General features: G+C 64.1%; 18 protein-coding genes. 8 read left to right on the forward strand and 10 right to left on the reverse strand.

Translation table 11 applies throughout. The annotated features are described in order from the left end of the window. Nucleotides 1–130: 130 nt before the first annotated feature. Both carB and BRAD3257_RS05870 read right to left on the reverse strand, forming a co-directional pair. On the reverse strand, nt 131–3,595 hold the full coding sequence (gene carB, locus BRAD3257_RS05865; RefSeq protein WP_122401063.1) for a carbamoyl-phosphate synthase large subunit: 3,465 nt from the start codon (nt 3,593–3,595) through the stop codon (nt 131–133). 143 nt (nt 3,596–3,738) lie between these two features. Then, complete coding sequence (locus BRAD3257_RS05870) at nt 3,739–4,908, reverse strand: MFS transporter (RefSeq protein ID WP_122401064.1); 1,170 nt, start codon at nt 4,906–4,908, stop codon at nt 3,739–3,741. A 110-nt stretch (nt 4,909–5,018) separates the two neighbouring features. On the opposite strand from BRAD3257_RS05870, the gene BRAD3257_RS05875 reads away from it, so the two are divergent. Further along, entirely contained in the window at nt 5,019–5,396 is a 378-nt protein-coding gene (locus BRAD3257_RS05875) for an ArsR/SmtB family transcription factor (RefSeq protein ID WP_122401065.1), read from the forward strand. A gap of 263 nt (nt 5,397–5,659) precedes the next feature. Here the strand turns inward: BRAD3257_RS05875 and BRAD3257_RS05880 are convergent, their stop codons facing one another. Then, on the reverse strand, nt 5,660–6,361 hold the full coding sequence (locus BRAD3257_RS05880; protein ID WP_122401066.1) for a class I SAM-dependent methyltransferase: 702 nt from the start codon (nt 6,359–6,361) through the stop codon (nt 5,660–5,662). 114 nt (nt 6,362–6,475) lie between these two features. Between BRAD3257_RS05880 and BRAD3257_RS05885 the strand changes: the two genes are divergently transcribed. After that, nucleotides 6,476–6,997 (forward strand): Dps family protein, encoded by a 522-nt coding sequence (locus BRAD3257_RS05885; protein ID WP_122401067.1) that lies wholly within the window; start codon nt 6,476–6,478, stop codon nt 6,995–6,997. A gap of 209 nt (nt 6,998–7,206) precedes the next feature. Here BRAD3257_RS05885 and BRAD3257_RS05890 read toward each other — a convergent pair whose 3' ends face one another. From BRAD3257_RS05890 to carA, 3 genes are all read right to left on the reverse strand, one after another. After that, nucleotides 7,207–8,178, reverse strand: a complete 972-nt coding sequence (locus BRAD3257_RS05890; RefSeq protein WP_122401068.1) for an IS110 family RNA-guided transposase — start codon at nt 8,176–8,178, stop codon at nt 7,207–7,209. Between the two features lie 322 nt (nt 8,179–8,500). Further along, nucleotides 8,501–9,022 (reverse strand): cupin domain-containing protein, encoded by a 522-nt coding sequence (locus tag BRAD3257_RS05895; protein ID WP_122401069.1) that lies wholly within the window; start codon nt 9,020–9,022, stop codon nt 8,501–8,503. Between the two features lie 103 nt (nt 9,023–9,125). Further along, entirely contained in the window at nt 9,126–10,316 is a 1,191-nt protein-coding gene (carA, locus tag BRAD3257_RS05900) for a glutamine-hydrolyzing carbamoyl-phosphate synthase small subunit (protein ID WP_122401070.1), read from the reverse strand. Between the two features lie 146 nt (nt 10,317–10,462). Between carA and BRAD3257_RS05905 the strand changes: the two genes are divergently transcribed. From BRAD3257_RS05905 to BRAD3257_RS05935, 6 genes are all read left to right on the forward strand, one after another. Further along, complete coding sequence (locus BRAD3257_RS05905; protein WP_122401071.1) at nt 10,463–11,164, forward strand: alpha/beta fold hydrolase; 702 nt, start codon at nt 10,463–10,465, stop codon at nt 11,162–11,164. A 60-nt stretch (nt 11,165–11,224) separates the two neighbouring features. Then, nucleotides 11,225–11,680: a GatB/YqeY domain-containing protein gene (locus BRAD3257_RS05910; RefSeq protein WP_122401072.1), complete on the forward strand. Its 456-nt coding sequence runs from the start codon at nt 11,225–11,227 to the stop codon at nt 11,678–11,680. A 370-nt stretch (nt 11,681–12,050) separates the two neighbouring features. Next, entirely contained in the window at nt 12,051–13,661 is a 1,611-nt protein-coding gene (locus tag BRAD3257_RS05920; protein ID WP_122401074.1) for an acyl-CoA synthetase, read from the forward strand. Nucleotides 13,662–13,670: 9 nt separating this feature from the next. Then, nucleotides 13,671–14,138: a MarR family transcriptional regulator gene (locus BRAD3257_RS05925; RefSeq protein ID WP_122401075.1), complete on the forward strand. Its 468-nt coding sequence runs from the start codon at nt 13,671–13,673 to the stop codon at nt 14,136–14,138. Nucleotides 14,139–14,220: 82 nt separating this feature from the next. Continuing rightward, entirely contained in the window at nt 14,221–14,589 is a 369-nt protein-coding gene (locus BRAD3257_RS05930) for a YybH family protein (protein WP_122401076.1), read from the forward strand. A 2-nt stretch (nt 14,590–14,591) separates the two neighbouring features. Next, nucleotides 14,592–15,035 (forward strand): hypothetical protein, encoded by a 444-nt coding sequence (locus BRAD3257_RS05935; RefSeq protein ID WP_122401077.1) that lies wholly within the window; start codon nt 14,592–14,594, stop codon nt 15,033–15,035. 35 nt (nt 15,036–15,070) lie between these two features. Here BRAD3257_RS05935 and BRAD3257_RS05940 read toward each other — a convergent pair whose 3' ends face one another. The 4 genes from BRAD3257_RS05940 to BRAD3257_RS05955 are packed head-to-tail and all read right to left on the reverse strand — an operon-like array spanning nt 15,071 to nt 16,821. Next, nucleotides 15,071–15,583, reverse strand: coding sequence for an SRPBCC family protein (locus tag BRAD3257_RS05940; RefSeq protein WP_122401078.1), 513 nt, complete (start codon nt 15,581–15,583; stop codon nt 15,071–15,073). After that, nucleotides 15,580–16,050: an SRPBCC family protein gene (locus BRAD3257_RS05945; RefSeq protein ID WP_122406395.1), complete on the reverse strand. Its 471-nt coding sequence runs from the start codon at nt 16,048–16,050 to the stop codon at nt 15,580–15,582. The genes BRAD3257_RS05940 and BRAD3257_RS05945 overlap by 4 nt, the downstream gene beginning before the upstream one ends. Then, nucleotides 16,050–16,514 (reverse strand): SRPBCC family protein, encoded by a 465-nt coding sequence (locus BRAD3257_RS05950; protein ID WP_122401079.1) that lies wholly within the window; start codon nt 16,512–16,514, stop codon nt 16,050–16,052. Before BRAD3257_RS05950 ends, BRAD3257_RS05945 begins: the two co-directional genes overlap by 1 nt. Further along, on the reverse strand, nt 16,507–16,821 hold the full coding sequence (locus tag BRAD3257_RS05955; protein WP_061880471.1) for an ArsR/SmtB family transcription factor: 315 nt from the start codon (nt 16,819–16,821) through the stop codon (nt 16,507–16,509). The genes BRAD3257_RS05950 and BRAD3257_RS05955 overlap by 8 nt, the downstream gene beginning before the upstream one ends. Nucleotides 16,822–16,865 lie beyond the last annotated feature (44 nt).

Raw genomic sequence — 16,865 nt, forward strand, 5'->3', positions numbered from 1 at the left:
GAACACGCGCCCGCCGGGATCTCTCATGTGGTCTGGCGCCGGAACAGAACAACCACATGGCCGGACGGTTCCTCCGGCCATTGTAGCTTCATTGCCAATCACTTAGCGGCGGGTTCGCCGCCGCTCGCGATCAGGTTTCCGAAAAGTAGCTCTGCAGGGTACGAACCTCAAGGTCCCCGCCCAGATAGGCGCGGATGCCCTGCGCGGCCGCCACGGCCCCGGAAAGAGTGGTGTAATATGGCACTTTATGCAAGAGGGCCGCGCGCCGCAGCGAACGGCTGTCCGCCAGCGCCTGCGGGCCTTCGGTGGTGTTGAAGACGAGCTGGACGTCGCCATTGGTGATGGCATCGACGATGTGCGGCCGCCCCTCCAGCACCTTGTTCACCTTCTCGGTCGGAATGCCCTGGTCGGTCAGGAAGCGCGCGGTGCCCGACGTCGCCAGCACCTTGAAGCCGAGCGAGTGCAATTCGCGAACGGCGTCGGCGATGCGCGTCTTGTCGCTTTCGCGCACCGAGACGAACACCGTGCCCTTGCGCGGCACCCTGGTGCCGCCGCCGAGTTGGCTCTTGGCGAAGGCGACCGCGAACGAGCGGTCGATGCCCATGACCTCGCCGGTCGAGCGCATCTCGGGGCCGAGCACGGTATCGACGCCGGGGAACCGGGCGAACGGAAATACCGATTCCTTGACGCCGACGTGCTTGAGCGCCGCCTTCTTCAGCTTGAAGTCGGCGAGCTTCTCGCCCGCCATGATGCGCGCGGCGATCTTGGCGACCGGCATGCCGATCACCTTGGCCACGAACGGCACGGTGCGCGAAGCGCGCGGATTGACCTCGAGCACGTAGATCTCGCCGTCCTTGATGGCGTATTGCACGTTCATCAGGCCAATGACGTCGAGGCCGAGCGCGAGCTCGCGAGTCTGCCGCTCCAGCTCTTCGATCATCTTCGCATCGAGCGAGTGCGGCGGAAGCGAGCAGGCGCTATCGCCGGAATGGATGCCGGCTTCCTCGATGTGCTCCATGATGCCGACGATGAACGTGTCCCTGCCGTCGCAGAGGCAGTCGACGTCGACTTCGGTTGCATCAGACAGATAACGATCGAACAGCAGCGGGTTCTTGCCGAGCACGGTGTTGATCTGCCCGGTCTTGTCGTTCGGATAGCGCGCCTTGACGTCGGCCGGCACCAGCTCCGGCAGCGTGCCGAGCAGATAGTCGTTGAGCTGGTTCTCCTCGCGGATGATCTGCATGGCGCGGCCGCCGAGCACGTAGGACGGGCGCACCACGAGCGGCAGGCCGAGATCGGCGGAGACGAGGCGAGCCTGCTCGACCGAATAGGCGATGCCGTTCTTCGGCTGCTTGAGCCTGAGCTTGTCGAGCACGCGCTTGAAGCGGTCGCGGTCCTCGGCAAGGTCGATGGCGTCCGGCGAGGTGCCGAGGATCGGCACTTCGGCGGCTTCCAGCGCGTGCGCCAGCTTCAGCGGGGTCTGACCGCCGAACTGCACGATCACGCCGTGTAGCGTGCCCTTGCTGCGCTCCGTCGCGATGATCTCGAGCACATCCTCGGAGGTGAGCGGCTCGAAATAGAGCCGGTCAGCCGTATCGTAGTCGGTCGACACCGTCTCCGGGTTGCAGTTGACCATGATGGATTCGTAGCCGGCATCGTGCAGGGCGAAGCAGGCATGACAGCAGCAATAGTCGAACTCGATGCCCTGGCCGATGCGGTTCGGCCCGCCGCCGAGAATGATGACCTTCTTCTTGTCGGATGGCGTGCTCTCGTCCGCCAGTGCTCCCGCAAACGGCGCCTCGTAGGTCGAGTACATGTAGGCGGTCGGCGAGGCGAACTCGGCCGCGCAGGTATCGATGCGCTTGTAGACGGGGCGAACGCCGAGCGCATGGCGCTTCGCCTTGACCTCGGCCTCTGTCGTCTCGGCGAGCACGGCGAGCCGCGCGTCGGAGAAGCCCATGGCCTTCAGCGTGCGCATGCCGAAGGCGTTGCCGGGCAGGCCGTTCTTCCTGACCTTCTCCTCCATGTCGACGATGCCGCGCATCTCGCCGAGGAACCACGGATCGATCTTGCAGGAGTTGAAGATGTCTTCGTTCGACCAGCCGAGCCGCATGGCCTGGGCGACCTGAAGAATGCGGTTCGGCGTCGGCGTGCCGAGCGCGGCGCGGATCGCATTCTTGTCGTCGTCGCGGCCGAGGCCCTCGATCTCGATCTCGTCGAGGCCGGTCAATCCGGTCTCGAGCCCGCGCAGCGCCTTCTGCAGGCTTTCCTGGAAAGTGCGGCCGATCGCCATGACTTCGCCGACCGACTTCATCGACGTGGTCAGCGTGGCCGAGGCGCCCGGGAATTTCTCGAAGGCGAAGCGCGGCACCTTGGTGACGACGTAATCGATCGTCGGCTCGAACGAGGCCGGCGTGGCGCCGCCGGTGATGTCGTTGGCGATCTCATCGAGCGTGTAGCCGACCGCGAGCTTGGCGGCGACCTTTGCGATCGGAAAGCCGGTGGCCTTCGAGGCCAGCGCGGACGAGCGCGACACGCGCGGATTCATCTCGATGACGACCATGCGGCCATCTTCGGGATTGACGCCGAACTGCACGTTGGAGCCGCCGGTCTCGACCCCGATCTCGCGCAGCACCGCGATCGAGGCGTCGCGCATGATCTGGTATTCCTTGTCGGTCAGCGTCAGCGCCGGCGCCACCGTGATGGAGTCGCCGGTGTGCACGCCCATCGGATCGAGGTTCTCGATCGAGCAGACGATGATGCAATTGTCGTTCTTGTCGCGCACCACCTCCATCTCGTACTCTTTCCAGCCGAGCACGGATTCCTCGATCAGCACTTCGTTGGTCGGAGACGCATCGAGACCGCGCTCGATGATGTCGAGGAACTCTTCCTTGTTGTAGGCGATGCCGCCGCCGGTGCCGCCCATGGTGAAGGACGGGCGGATGATCGCGGGCAGGCCGATCTCGGATAGCGCCATCATCGCCTGCCCAAGCGCGTACTCCTGATAGCGCTTGCGGCGGTCGCCTTCGCCGAGAGTCCATTGCCGGTCGAGCTCTTCGAGCGCCGCGCCCGACAGTTTCTCGCGTTCGGCGAGATATTTGTCGCGGAACGACTTCTTCAGCTCGGAGGCGTTGGCGAGCCGCGACTTCGGCGTCTGCAGCCCGATCTTCTCCATGGCGTTGCGGAACAGCTGGCGGTCTTCGGCCTTGTCGATGGCATCGGCGGTGGCGCCGATCATCTCGACGTCGAACTTCTCCAGCGTGCCCTGCCGGCGCAGCGACAGCGCGCAGTTCAGCGCGGTCTGGCCGCCCATGGTCGGCAGCAGCGCGAAGCCGCCGGGAAGGACGTGACGTTCCTTCTCGATGATCTTGGCGACGATCTCGGGCGTGATCGGCTCGATATAGGTCGCATCGGCCAGCTCCGGGTCGGTCATGATGGTGGCCGGGTTGGAATTGACGAGGACGATGCGATAGCCCTCTTCCTTCAGCGTCTTCACCGCCTGAGTGCCCGAATAGTCGAACTCGCAGGCCTGGCCGATCACGATGGGACCGGCGCCGATGATCAGGATGGTGGTGATGTCTGTACGTTTGGGCATCAACTCTCGCCGAAGTGGAATTTGGGCACAAAAAAAGGGCGCGCCTGCTGCGCGTCCCTTTGGCCGAGAGCGCGGTGGTCTCCCTCGCGCGCGGGTGGGTCTTAGACCAGTTTTCGGGGCGGCGAAACCCCGAAAAACGCCCATCAACCGGCAATTTTGACCGGTTTTGGCCGCGCCTGCCAGCCACGGGCAAGGTGCACCAGAAGCGAGGCCGCAACGCTCGATCCGCCGATCCAGCCGAGGTCTGTCGGCGACAGGGTGGCCAGCACAGCGCCGCCCAGCGCTCCGCCGATGGCGAAGCCGAGATACATGGATGAGGCGTTGAGCGAGAGCGCGATCGTCGAAGCCTGCGGCTCGATCCGGATGATGCTGGCGAGCTGGGCGGGATAGAACGCCCAGCCCGAGAGCCCCCAGAGGAAGATCGCCCCGAGCACCGCGTAATGCGCCTGTGCGGGCATCAGCTTCAGGACCAGCGAATGCAGGATCAGGGCGCCCGCCATGCCGGCGAGCCCGAGGCCCGCGGTCACGAGCGTGCCGAGCCGGTCGGCCAGGACGCCGCCAAGCATGTTCCCGATTGCCGCCGCGCCGCCAAACACCAGCAGCGCCAAGCTGATTTGCGAGGCGCCGAAGCCGAGGCCGCGCAGCGGGACCGCGAAATAGGTGAACACTGTGAAGCCGCCCAGCGCCCACAATGTCGTGATCAGCAGCGCAACCACAACGTGACCGTGGCGCGCCACCGCCAACCGTTCGCTGAGCGAGGCCGTATTGCGCGGCAGGCCTTTAGGCAGGCCGAGCAACAGGCCGGCGAGCGCGACCGCGCCGATCAGGGCGACCATGGCAAAGGTCGCGCGCCAGCCGAGCAGGCTGCCGACGAGATTGCCGAAGGGCACGCCGACCACGGTCGCAACCGTGAGCCCCGCGGTGACGAGCGCCACCGCGCGGCCACGCCGTTCGGGCGCGGCAACCGCCACGGACACCGCAAGCGCCGTGGGCATGCACAGCCCCGAGCCCAGCGCCATCAGCATCCGCGAGGCCAGCAGCAGGGCGTAGTTGGATGCCACCATCGCCGCGAGGTTGCCGGCGATGAAGGTCGTCAGTGCGAGGGCCAGGACGGTGCGGCGGTCGATATTGTTCAGCGCCACGGCGAGGATGGGCGAGCCCACCGCATAGGTGAGGGCGTAGGCGGTGACCAATTGGCCCGCGGCCGAGACCGAAATCGAAAGGTCGGTGGCGATTGCCGGCAAAAGTCCTGCAATGACAAACCCTTCAGTGCCGATCGCAAAGGCCGCCAGGGCCAGCCAGAACACGCTCATTGGAGAAATCCCCATGTTCAAGGTTTATTGAACTATTGGATGTTATGGTTCCGAGAGTCAATTGGTTCAAGAACTATTGAACATTGTCGCCGCTTCATTATGATCCGGGCATGAGCCGCACGCCACTTCATCCGACCCGCGAGCAGATCGAGCTGCCGATGGTGCTGGATTGCTTGAGCGATCCGATCCGGCTCGCCATCGTCTACCAGCTTGCCCAGCAAGAACGTGTCAGCAGCGAACTCTGTTGCGGCGATTTCAGCGGGCTTGGTGGCAAGTCGAACCTCGCCTACCACTTCGCCAAGCTGCGCGAATGCGGATTGATGCAGACGCGCGTGGCGGGCACCAATCGATTCATGCGGCTGCGACGTGAGGATCTGGAGGCGCGCTTCCCAGGCCTGCTCGATGCCGTGCTCAGTTCGGCGGCCAGGGATGCGGACCGGCTTCCGCTCGTGTCCGGCTGCGAATTGGTCGAGGGTGACCGAAAATGAGACGGTTGCTCGTGGGGTGCTGATTTGCCCGGCGTGCGTTTAGCCGGCAGTCCGTCTTCGCTTTTGCTCCGCTCCAGCTACGGCGGACACGCTTCGCCCCTGCGTGGCTGCGCCACGCGTAACCCCGCAAGCGTGGAGACCCGGCCTGGATTTGAACCAGGATGAAGAGCGATGCACCGCTCCCGCGTAGACGCTTCCGCCACCGGGCCGCGGCGATAATGACCGATCGGAATGCGAGAGGCCACCTCGGCCGATCGTTATGCTTAACGAATCAAAGGCGGTCGCGCGATGAAGGTCATGCGCCAGCGGTTATGGCCGATGTTGCTGTGGGCGCGCTGGACCGCGAAGCCCGCCGCCTTCAGCTTGGCGGTGATCTCGTCCTCGCTGTAGCGCTGCAGCCCGATGCGCGTGCGCAGATGACGGTAATCAGACAGTGCGGTGCTGATCAGCCCGAGCAGCGCGTCCTTGAGGAAGCCGTGACGCAGACCGAAGCCGAGCAGCGCCATCACGTCCCTGACCATGCCGACATTGGGCTGGAGGATATCGCCAAGCACCAGCTTGCCGGACGGCTTCAGGATACGGCGGATGTTGAGGAGGGCGGCATCGAGCTCCTCCGGCGTCATGTATTGCGCGACCGAGTTCATCACGACGAGGTCGATCGACTTGTCCTGCATCTTGCGGACGTCATCGAGCGAGCGGACGCGGATCTTGGTGTTCGGGGCGAACCGCGCGATCAGCCGGCCGCGCACGCCGGGCGCGGGCTCGGCGAGGATCAGCTTGGCGCAGGCGGCAGCCACCTGGTTCGCCGACAGCGCCTCGCCGCAGGCATAGTCCAGCACCGTCGCCTCGGGCGAGGGGATGTAGCCGATGATGTCTCGCGCAATGATCTGGAAGTGCAAATCGCGATGCAGCTTGCTGACATAGATCGTGTGCGTCGAGTCGTAATAATCGATCCAATCGTCCATGGTATTCGAACGTCCCGGCCAAATGGTTCCTGCTCAGGAACCGACGCTGCCTGCCTTGCGTTAGGGGTGCGACGGCGCGCCGTCAATGTCCGCGTCCTAACAGGAAGGTCTCCCGTGAGCAAAACGAACAAGGTCTCGCCCGATCTCGACACCCCTACCGATCTGTCGTCCGAAGGAGTCAAGAAGGTCTCGGAAGCGCTCAACGTGCTTCTGGCCGACGCGTTCGCGCTTTATCTCAAGACCAAGAATTTCCACTGGCACATCAGCGGCCGGCATTTCCGCGACTATCATTTGCTGCTCGACGAGCAGTCCGACCAGATCTTCGCCACCACCGACCAGCTTGCCGAGCGCGTCCGCAAGGTCGGCGGCACCACGCTGAAGTCGATCGGCCAGGTCGCAAAGCTCCAGACCATCAAGGACAACAACGAGGACTATGTCCCGCCGCGGGAGATGCTGCGCGAGCTGATGCAGGACAACAAGCACGTCGCAGCCGCGATGCGCAAGGCGCACGAAGTCTGCGACGAGGCCGGCGACGTCGCCAGCGCCAGCATCCTCGAGGTCTTCATCGACGAGACCGAGCGCCGCACCTGGTTCCTGTTCGAGGCGACCCGGCAGGAAGGCAGCAACGCGGCGTAGCGCACGGTGTCGTAGCAACCATTAGATTCGCCCGATCGCTGAGGGTAGCATGACGCCGTGCTTGCGGCCGTCAAGGCGTGGCCTGGCGGCAGCGGAGATGGAGTTGAGGCCAGGGCGACGGCCAGCCTTTGACGGCCGCGGCGCGCGGCGTCTTTGTGACGGCAGGTCGGGACGAAGAAACGGTGCTTCGGCCGAACAAAGAAACGCCATCAGGTAGCCGGAGCCCTCGCGATCTCGGGCGGTTTTGTCTGCCAAGGCGTGCCGCGGGCGACCACTGTGTTGGCGAAGATTAATAGCTTTCTGGCGCAAGCGATCAATGCGCGCTTGTGTTCCTTGCCTGCTCCCATCAGCCTTCCATAGAGCGTGATGAGCTGCGGATTCCAGCGAAATGACGCCGGCAGCGCCGCAGTAAAGAGCGCACGTCGCAGCCGTTCACGCCCGCCGGCGATGTGACGAACGCCGGTGCGATCGCCGCTGTCGTCATCGTAAGGGGCAATGCCAGCCAGCGCGGCCGCTTGCTCGCGCGTGATCTGACCGATCTCGGGCATCCGCACCAGAATGACCATGGCGGTCTTTAGCCCGATACCATCGATGCTGTTGATCAAGTCGAGCCGCTCGGCAAGATCGCGATGCTCACGGATTGCGGCGGCCAGTGCCTTCAGTTCGACCTTCTCGCGCTTGGCCAGGCGAGCGATATCCTCCTTCCACAGCTTCTGGAGCCGCATATTGCGGCAGCTCTCGATCCGGTTCTTCAGCCGAGCAATGTCCTCGGTGATCTGGTCGATCATCGTCAGGTGCTCGGCAAATGGCAGCAAGCGGGGATCCGGAGCTGCGTGGATCTTCTTGACCGCGGCGGTGCAGGCCGCAATCGGCGCGGCATCGATCTTGTCGTTCTTGGCGCGCTGCAGCTGGAACACGGCATAAGCGCGCACCTGGGCCGGCTGAAATACGACGACCACAAACCGCTGGCGCCGCAACTCGGCGACGACAGCCTGCTCATAGCCGCCGCTCGCCTCGATCCCGACCCGTTTGACCTTGTGGCGCTGCAACCATTCCACCAGCACTTTATAGCCATCCGGCGTGTTATCGGCCTGAAGCCGCTCCAAACTGCCATCAAGTGCCACATCGAGCTTACGTTTACCGGTATCGATCCCGGCACAGATCGTGATACGCTTGGCCATCTTCGTCGACCCTCCCTTGTGTGTGCGAACCTAAAGTTCGTTCAACCATCCGGGTCCCGATGAAGTACCGATCGCGATCCTGCTACGAAAGGCAGCCCTCAAGGCTTCGGTGGGCATCGATCCGATCGATCGGCAGCCCAGCTCGGGCGGCCACCCGAGCTGGGCCATTCCTCACGGAACGAGGCCATTCTAGTCCGGTGCGCTAAAACAAGGGCGGGCAAAGGCGCGCTCTTCGCGCCGTGCCCACCATCTATCCTTCGCGGCTCAAATCGATTGGTGGGCACGCTTCGCTTTGCCGACCACCACGGTACTGCGCGTGTAGCTATCGCCACAACCGCATCAGCGCGCCATCCTTCCCGGTCACGGGATCAGCGGGCGGCAGCGCGACTTGCGGAATCGTCTTCAGCGCTTTCGCATGGTTCTCCGGCGTAACCCGTGTGATCTCCATCTTGCTGCCTGGCGGATAGGCGCCGATCACGCAGAAATCATTGCTGGCCTTGATGCATTGGTGTCCGGTGCCGGCGGGCAGGATCGCGACGTCACCGGCCTTGATCTGAAGCTCCTGGCCATGATCGCCGCCGAAACGGACGCGGGCGCTGCCGCGCGCGACGCCGAGCACCTCATGAACCGTCGAGTGATAGTGCAGATAGTCGTAGACGCCGTTGCGCCATGTCCCGCCCCAGCCGTTCTGTTCGAACAGGTTTTCGATGGTCTCTTCGGGACGCTTCGGATCGAGCTTCACCGCGTCCTGGTAGACCAGGAACGGAAGGATGTTGTTCGGCACGAGCCCGTCATCCTCGAAAACGATGGCGAGCGGCTCGGCCTTGTCGCGGAGGACGGACATGGCAGGCTCCTGCTGCAAGGTGCCAAGACAACATTTCACCTTGTCAGGGCGTTCCTTGGCAGGCCTCGTGTCCCGGCCCGGGGCACGAGAGCCGTAGCGAGTCTTACGCGCTCTTCTTCTGCCGCATCAGGTCGGCGAAGCGCTGGAAGAGATAATGCGAGTCGCGCGGGCCGGGCGATGCTTCGGGGTGGTACTGCACCGAGAACACCGGCTTGCCGTCGAGCTGGATGCCGCAATTGGAGCCGTCGAACAGCGAGACGTGGGTCTGCCTCGCGCCCCTTGGCAGCGTGGTCTCGTCCACGGCGAAGCCGTGGTTCATCGAGGTGATCTCGACCTTGCCGGTGGTCTCGTCTTTGACGGGATGATTGGCGCCATGATGGCCCTGATGCATCTTCTTGGTTCTAGCGCCGACGGCGAGGCCCAGCATCTGGTGGCCGAGGCAGATGCCGAAGGTCGGCGTGCCCGACTTGATCACGTCCTGGATGACTGGCACCGCGTACTTGCCGGTCGCGGCCGGATCGCCCGGACCGTTGGACAGGAACACGCCGTCCGGCTTCATCGCCAGGATGTCTTCGGAGGACGTTGTCGCCGGCACCACTGTTACCTTGCAGCCGACGCCGGCGAGCAGGCGCAGGATGTTGCGCTTGATGCCGTAATCGATGGCGACGACGTTGAACTCCGGCTTCTCCTGCCGGCCAAAACCCTTGTCCCATAGCCACGGCGTCTCGTCCCAGGTGAAGCGCTGGCCGCTCGTGACCATCGGCACGAGGTCCATACCCTCGAGGCCCGGCCATTCGCGCGCCTCTTCCTTAAGACCATGCAGATCGAACTCGCCGGTCCGGGAATGCGCGATCACGGCGTTGGGCATGCCCTTGGAGCGGATCAGCGCGGTCAGCGCGCGGGTGTCGATGCCGGAGAGGCCGATGATGCCGCGCGCCTTCAGCCATTGGTCGAGATGCTTGGTGGCGCGATAGTTCGAGGGATCGGTGATCGCGGTGCGCAGGATCACGCCGCGCGCGCCGGGCGTCGCGGCCATGTTAACCGTCTCGATATCGTCTTCGTTGGTGCCGACATTGCCGATATGCGGGAACGTGAAGGTGATGAGCTGTCCGGCATAGGAAGGATCGGTCAGGATCTCCTCGTACCCGGTCATCGCGGTGTTGAAGCAGACCTCACCGACGGCGTGGCCTTCGGCGCCGAGACCAAAGCCCTCGAGCACCGTGCCGTCGGCAAGCACGAGGAGCGCGGTCGGTTTATGGTCCGGCCAGGCGGGATCGTTGTCATGTTGTGTCATGAGCCCGCTTCATAAGCCCCCCGGACGTGCCCGTCAAAGCGGGAGAGGGCCGATTCACATGCGTTTTTGCATATTTGACAGCTCTTCTCGCGCACTTAAGCTCGGCCGCACAATTTCCGGCAGTTTGAGGGGCTTGCGAGGCAATAATGGATCAGACCACCCCGCTTCTGCTGGTTCCGGGGCTGGCCTCCTCGGCCCGGATCTATGCCCCGGTCCTCCCCGCCTTGTGGCGGCTCGGCCCGGTGATGATTGCCAACCATATCCGCGACGACAGCATGGCGGCGATCGCCGCCCGGGTGTTGAGTGAGGCGCCGCCGCGCTTCGCACTCGGCGGTCATTCCATGGGCGGCTACATCGCGCTCGAGATCATGCGCCAGGCGCCCGAGCGGGTGGCAAAACTCGCGCTGATCAACACCCAGGCCGGCCCCGACACGCCGGAGGCGACCGCGCGCCGCCGCGGCCTGATGGAGCGCGCGAAACGCGGCGAGCTCCGCGCCATCCGCGAGGAGAGCTTTCCGGAGCTCGTGCATCCGTCGCGGCGCGATGATGCCGCTATCCTGAAGCTCGTGCATGCGCAGGACGAGGACGTCGGCGTCGAAGGCTATCTGCGGCAGCAGACCGCGATCATCGCGCGGGTGGATTCACGCCCGACGCTGGCGACGATCAGATGCCCGACGCTGGTGCTGACGGGCGATCAGGACAACACCATCCCCAACGCCTTCTCGAAGGAGATGGCCGAGGCCATCGCAGGCGCAAAGCTCGTGATCCTCGATCGCTGCGGACACCTGCCGCAGCCGGAACAGCCGGAAGCCACTGCGCGCGCCCTCACCGAATGGCTCGCGAGCTAGGTTGTGCGGAGGCCGCAAACGGCCTAGATCAGGCGTCGTATACTCGAAGGGATCACGACCATGCTGCGCGACGACATCAACAATGCGGTCAAGGAGGCCATGAAGGCCAAGGACGAGCGCAAGCTGTCCACGCTGCGCATGGTCAATTCGACCATCAAGAATGCCGACATCGACGCCCGCGGCAGCGGCAAGCCGCCGTTGTCGGACGCCGACATCCTCGCCGTGCTGCAGAAGATGATCAAGCAGCGCCAGGAGGCGGTCGAGCTCTACGACAAGGGCGGCCGCGCCGAGCTTGCCGCGCAGGAGCGCGAGGAGATCGCGGTGATCTCGGCATACCTGCCGAAGCAGATGTCGGACGACGAGGTGAAGAAGGCGATCGCGGATGCGATCACTGAAACCGGTGCGGCCGGTATGAAGGACATGGGCAAGGTGATCGCGGTGCTGCGCACGAAGTACGCGGGACAGATGGATTTCGGCAAGGCCAGCGGCCTGGTGAAGGCTGCCCTGTCAGGCTAGCAGGAAGGGCCCTGGATGTTTCGTGTCACTGCGGACAGTCTGGAGGCCTATCTCGCTTTCGATCCCAATCGCACGGCGGATCTCGAAAAGCTGCACGCGCTGATGCGCAGGGCTGCCGTCGCTGAACTTCAAGGCGTTCACCGATCTGAATGCTTCGGCCGTGTCGGCGCTGTTTGCGGAGGCTGCCGACATCTTCAAGGCGGACAAAACGAATCCCACGCGCTACATGCAAGGGAACTGAGATCGCGCCTGCGCCCAGCTGAAGGGAGCTCCCGGCCCACGCTGTCCGAGGCGGTGCTTTAGCCCCCGCGCTTTTCGCTAGGCTTCGATGCTCTCTCCGCGCAAAATGGAGTGAAACACGAGGGACGGAATGCTCACCGAAGCCGCAACTTACGACGAGCTCTATCGCAACTTCCGCTGGGACATCCCGGCGCGGTTCAACATGGCGGAGGCGTGCTGCGACCGCCATGCCGACGGCACGGGCCGCCTGGCTCTGATCTATGTCGACGAGAACGGCGCCACCACGCGCACCTCGTTCGACGAGGTCGCGGAGATGTCGCGCCGCTTCGCCAATGTGCTGAAGACGGATGGGCTTGTCCGTGGCGACCGCGTCGCGGTGTTCCTGTCGCAGTCCCTGGAATTGCCGATCGCGCACATGGCGGCGTTCCGCTCCGGGCTGATCTCGATCCCGCTGTTTGCGCTGTTCGGCGAGGACGCGCTGGAATTCCGCCTGTCGAATTCGCAGGCGAGAGCGATCATCACCGATGAGGCGGGCTGGGAGAAGCTCACCAAGATCCGCGACCGGCTGCCCTATTTGCAGGACATCTATGTCACGAGTGGCGCCGTCCACGCCGGTGCAAAGCCGTTCTGGTCAGCGATCGAAACCGCATCCGAGGATTTTGCAAACGTCGACACCTCGGCGGACGATCCCGCGCTGATCATCTACACCTCGGGCACGACGGGCAACCCGAAGGGCGCGCTGCATGCGCACCGCGTCGTGCTCGGCCATCTGCCGAATGTGGAGATGTGTCACAACTTTCTGCCACGCCCCGGCGATCTCATGTGGACGCCGGCGGACTGGGCCTGGATCGGCGGCCTCATCAACGGCCTGCTGGCGTTCTGGTATCACGGCATACCGCTGGTCGGCCATCGCGCGCGAAAATTCGAGCCGCAGGCGGCGATGCAGATGATGGCCGACCTCGGCGTCCGCAACGTCTTCCTGCCGCCGACTGCGTTGAAGCTGATGCGGCAGGCCGGCGTGAAACATCAAGGCGTCAAGCTGCGCAGCATCTTCACCGGCGGCGAGTCGCTCGGCGGCGAGCTGCTCGGCTGGGTGCGCGAGACTTTTGGTGTCGACGCACATGAGGTGTTCGGTCAGACCGAATGCAACCTCGTGATCGGCAGCAACTCCAATCTGTTTCCGATCCGCCCCGGCGCGATGGGCAAGGCGACGCCGGGTTTCGACGTCCGCATCGTCAACGACAAGGGCGAGGAACTGCCGCGCGGCCAGCGCGGCATCATCGGCGTGCGCCAGCCATGCCCGGTCACCATGCTCGAATACTGGCGCAATCCGGAGGCGACGGCGAAGAAATATGCCGGCGAGTTCCTGCTCACCGGCGATCTCGGCGTGCAGGATGAGGACGGCTATTTCTGGTATGTCAGCCGCGAGGACGACGTCATCACCACCGCCGGTTATCGCGTCGGCCCGTCCGAGATCGAGCACACGCTGATGAAGCATCCGTCGGTGGCGATGGCGGCGGTGGTCGGTATTCCCGATCCGATCCGCACGGAATCGATCAAGGCCTGGATCGTGCTGCGTCCCGGCTTTACCGGCAGCGATGCGCTCGCGCGCGAGATCCAGGAGTTCGTCAAGGTGCAGCTCGCCGCCCACGAATATCCGCGCTTCGTGGAGTTCGCCGAGACGTTGCCGATGACGGCGACCGGCAAGGTGTTGCGGCGCGAGCTGCGGGCGAGGGGCTAGCTTCCGACGATGGCCAAGACGTCTCAAGCCGCGGGGCTTCACCGTGCGTCGCTTGCGAAGCTGCACGAGCTCGATGCGGCACTCGAGCTGATGTATTACGGCTGGCGCGGGATGACGCTGGAAGCCGACGCATATCTTGCCAAGCAGGGTCTGTCGCGCCCGCATCATCGTATCCTCTATGTGGTGGCGCGCCGGCCCGATATCTCGATCGGCTCGCTGGTCGAGGTCCTCGGCATTTCCAAGCAGGCTCTGAACCGGCCGCTCAATCTGCTCTTGGAGCGCAAGCTCCTGACGTCGAAGCGCTCGCCGGAGCAGCACCGCTCGAAACTGCTGCGCCTGACCGAAGCGGGGCGGCGCATCGAGCAGCGCGCCTCCGACCACGAGCGCCAGGTCTTGCGCGCGGCGTTCGATCGCGTCGGGGCGTCCGGTGCGGCTGGCTGGATGGGGGTGATGGAGGCGATCGCCGACAACAGCTGAACGAAATCTCAAGTCAACATAGTTGACATGAGGCGCGGGCTTTGCCACCTTCCCGGCCACGAGCCAGGGGAGGATCCGCATCATGAGCGGACAAGCAATGGATCGCGCGGCCGCCGAACGCTTCGTCGCGGCATGGTGCGCGAATTGGTGCAGGGTCGATATCGACGCGGTGGTCGCGCATTTCGCCGACGATGCGCAGATGCGCAGCCCTCTCGCTCTCACCCTGACGGGTTCTCCGACCGTCACCGGCGCTGAGGCTATCCGCGCCTACTGGCGGAAAGCCTATGGCCACATCGAAAGTGCCGACCTGAAGATCCTGAGCTGGAGCTGGGACGAGGCGATCGCGCGACTGACGGTGTGGTGGCAGCTGGGCGACACCCGCGCCAGCGAGTTCATGGACTTCGACGACGCGGGCCGCGTCGTACGCAGCGAAGCCTTTTACGGAAAATGACGATGCACCTTTCTGATTTCATCCTGCTTCTCAACACGCTCTGGTTCGTCGGCGCCTTCATCCAGTTCAGCATCGCGCAAACCAACACGTTGAAGATCCTGCTGCCGCGGGAAGAGCGTCGCAATCCGATTGCGCCGACCCTGGCGGCGAGCGTTGCGTTCCTGGGCGCGATGAATCTGCCGATCGGGCTGCTGTCGCTCTATCTCCTGGCCGCCCGTCCGTCCTTCTTCCAGCCGGCCGAAGCGCAGCTCGCGCTGTTCCTGTTCTTCGCCGCCTGCCATTTCAGCCAGTTCGCCTACAATGTTCCCGTGCTGATGCGTGGAGGCCGCGTCGGAGTGGCTTACTGGCCCGTGCTGAAGGGCCCGATGCTCCGGATCTTCGTCATCGACGCGGCTCTGTTCGCGGCCAATCTCGGCGTGGCGCTTCAGCTGCTGTCGCGCGCTTGATAGGCGCCGCACGTTTGACATGGAGATGGCCGCGCCTACGGCGTCTTGATCCCGATCGCCTTCAGCGCGTCGAGCATTCGCTGCGGCGGGCCCATTTTCACCACCAGTGGCTGGCCGGTCTCGAGCAGGCTCTTGAGGCTGGACAGGATCGCCGGCCAGCCCTGGCGTCCGCCGGCAAGGATGTCGTCGCTGAGCGGGCGATCATGGCCTTCGCTCATGGTGAGCCGGACCGCATCGCCGACCTGCTCGATCTCGTAGGTGACGAGCGTGGGGCCGAGCTTCTCGATCAGGTCCGGCCAGTTGACGTTGAACGTCACCGAGAGCTTTCGCGGCGGGTCGTAGGCGAGAACCTCGCCGCTGATGTGCAGCGCGCCGTCAAGCGTGCGCACGATGAACGAGCCGCCAAGGCGCGGCTCGACCGCGACGGTGTTGCCGAAGAAATACTGCCTGCTGAACTCGGCCGAGGTCAGCGCTTCCCACACCTTCTCCGGCGTCGAAGCGATGTAGATGGTGTAGACCGTGAGCGGCTTGAATTGATCGAGCTTCATTTTGCATCGAATCCCTTGTTCAGGGCTGCGCGTGGAATGCCGAGCAACTTGCCGGTCTCGAGCAGGCTCTTGAGCTGGGACAGGATCGCCGGCCAGCCATTGGAGACGGCGCCGAGATATTTGCCGCCCTCGACGAAGCCGTCATGCAGCACGGTCAAACGCACGAGCGAGCCGAACGGTTCGATGGTGAAGACGACGCGCGAGGTCGGCTCGCCGCGAAGCTCCTCGTACTTGTGGTGCTTGAAGCTGTAGGACAGACGCCGCGGCGGATCGGCTTCGAGGATCTCGCCGGAATCGGTGACCTCGCCGTCGAGCAGAAGCGCGAAGGGAGAGCCGACCTTCCAGTCCGATTTCACCTCGGCGCCGAACCAGTATTGCCTGGTGAACTCGCTCGACGTCAGCGCCTCCCACAGCTTCTCGGGCGTGGTCTCGATGTAGGTCACGTAGACGAATTGGGGCTTCGGCATCACGCAGCATCCTTCGCAGAACAGCTGGGAGCCGCGATCTCGATGACATGTCCTGTCTCCAGCAGGCTCTTCAGATTGGAGAGGACCATCGGCCAGCCGCCCGAGATGGAACGCCGTGTCCTGCCGTCCTCTCCGAGCTCGTCATGTGTTACCGTGAGCTTGACGACCTTGCCACGCGGCTCGAGATCGAACGTGACGCGGGAAGCGCTCTCGCCCGCGGCTTCCGGCTTGCGATCGATCCAGCTATAGGCGAGCTTGCGCACCGGATCGAACACAATCACCTCGCCCTCCACCGTCGGGGAACCTGCATTGGTGAAACGGTAGGCCGAGCCCGGCGTCCAGTCGGAGGCAATGCGATTGCCGAACCAGTAGCGCTCCGTGAGATCGCCGTCCGTCAGGGCCCGCCACAGTGCATCGGCAGTCGTCTCGATATAGGTGACGTAGACATATTCGGGCTTACTCATCGCGTTTCTCCAACTGGCGTTTCAATTCGCTGAGCGCGGCGAGCTTGCCGCGCTCGAACTTCTTGATCCAGCGTTCACCGATCTGATGGATCGGTACCGGGTTGAGATAATGCAACTTCTCGCGGCCCTGCCTGATGGTCGTCACCAGGTTGGCCTCTTCCAGAATGACAAGGTGCTTGGTCACGGCCTGCCGCGTCATCGCGAGACCCTCGCAGAGCTCGTTCAGCGTCTGGCCGTTCCTGGCGTGAAGCCTGTCGAGCAGCGACCGTCGTGACGCATCGGCGAGCGCTTTGAAGACTTCATCCATGGCAGGATAATACGCAACCAAACGGTTGCATGTCAAGGCGCGAA

This window comes from Bradyrhizobium vignae, assembly GCF_900324035.1.
GTDB lineage: Bacteria > Pseudomonadota > Alphaproteobacteria > Rhizobiales > Xanthobacteraceae > Bradyrhizobium > Bradyrhizobium vignae.

Bases quoted from the DNA above. Each gene is read 5' to 3' on its own strand.
- carA (WP_122401070.1), bottom strand. From the start codon at position 10,316: ATGACACAACATGACAACGATCCCGCCTGGCCGGACCATAAACCGACC.
- BRAD3257_RS05935 (WP_122401077.1), top strand. From the start codon at position 14,592: ATGCACCTTTCTGATTTCATCCTGCTTCTCAACACGCTCTGGTTCGTC.
- BRAD3257_RS05945 (WP_122406395.1), bottom strand. From the start codon at position 16,050: ATGCCGAAGCCCCAATTCGTCTACGTGACCTACATCGAGACCACGCCC.
- BRAD3257_RS05890 (WP_122401068.1), bottom strand. From the start codon at position 8,178: ATGGCCAAGCGTATCACGATCTGTGCCGGGATCGATACCGGTAAACGT.
- BRAD3257_RS05925 (WP_122401075.1), top strand. From the start codon at position 13,671: ATGGCCAAGACGTCTCAAGCCGCGGGGCTTCACCGTGCGTCGCTTGCG.
- BRAD3257_RS05920 (WP_122401074.1), top strand. From the start codon at position 12,051: ATGCTCACCGAAGCCGCAACTTACGACGAGCTCTATCGCAACTTCCGC.
- BRAD3257_RS05875 (WP_122401065.1), top strand. From the start codon at position 5,019: ATGAGCCGCACGCCACTTCATCCGACCCGCGAGCAGATCGAGCTGCCG.
- BRAD3257_RS05895 (WP_122401069.1), bottom strand. From the start codon at position 9,022: ATGTCCGTCCTCCGCGACAAGGCCGAGCCGCTCGCCATCGTTTTCGAG.
- carB (WP_122401063.1), bottom strand. From the start codon at position 3,595: ATGCCCAAACGTACAGACATCACCACCATCCTGATCATCGGCGCCGGT.
- BRAD3257_RS05955 (WP_061880471.1), bottom strand. From the start codon at position 16,821: ATGGATGAAGTCTTCAAAGCGCTCGCCGATGCGTCACGACGGTCGCTG.
- BRAD3257_RS05880 (WP_122401066.1), bottom strand. From the start codon at position 6,361: ATGGACGATTGGATCGATTATTACGACTCGACGCACACGATCTATGTC.
- BRAD3257_RS05910 (WP_122401072.1), top strand. From the start codon at position 11,225: ATGCTGCGCGACGACATCAACAATGCGGTCAAGGAGGCCATGAAGGCC.
- BRAD3257_RS05940 (WP_122401078.1), bottom strand. From the start codon at position 15,583: ATGAAGCTCGATCAATTCAAGCCGCTCACGGTCTACACCATCTACATC.
- BRAD3257_RS05950 (WP_122401079.1), bottom strand. From the start codon at position 16,514: ATGAGTAAGCCCGAATATGTCTACGTCACCTATATCGAGACGACTGCC.
- BRAD3257_RS05905 (WP_122401071.1), top strand. From the start codon at position 10,463: ATGGATCAGACCACCCCGCTTCTGCTGGTTCCGGGGCTGGCCTCCTCG.
- BRAD3257_RS05870 (WP_122401064.1), bottom strand. From the start codon at position 4,908: ATGAGCGTGTTCTGGCTGGCCCTGGCGGCCTTTGCGATCGGCACTGAA.
- BRAD3257_RS05930 (WP_122401076.1), top strand. From the start codon at position 14,221: ATGAGCGGACAAGCAATGGATCGCGCGGCCGCCGAACGCTTCGTCGCG.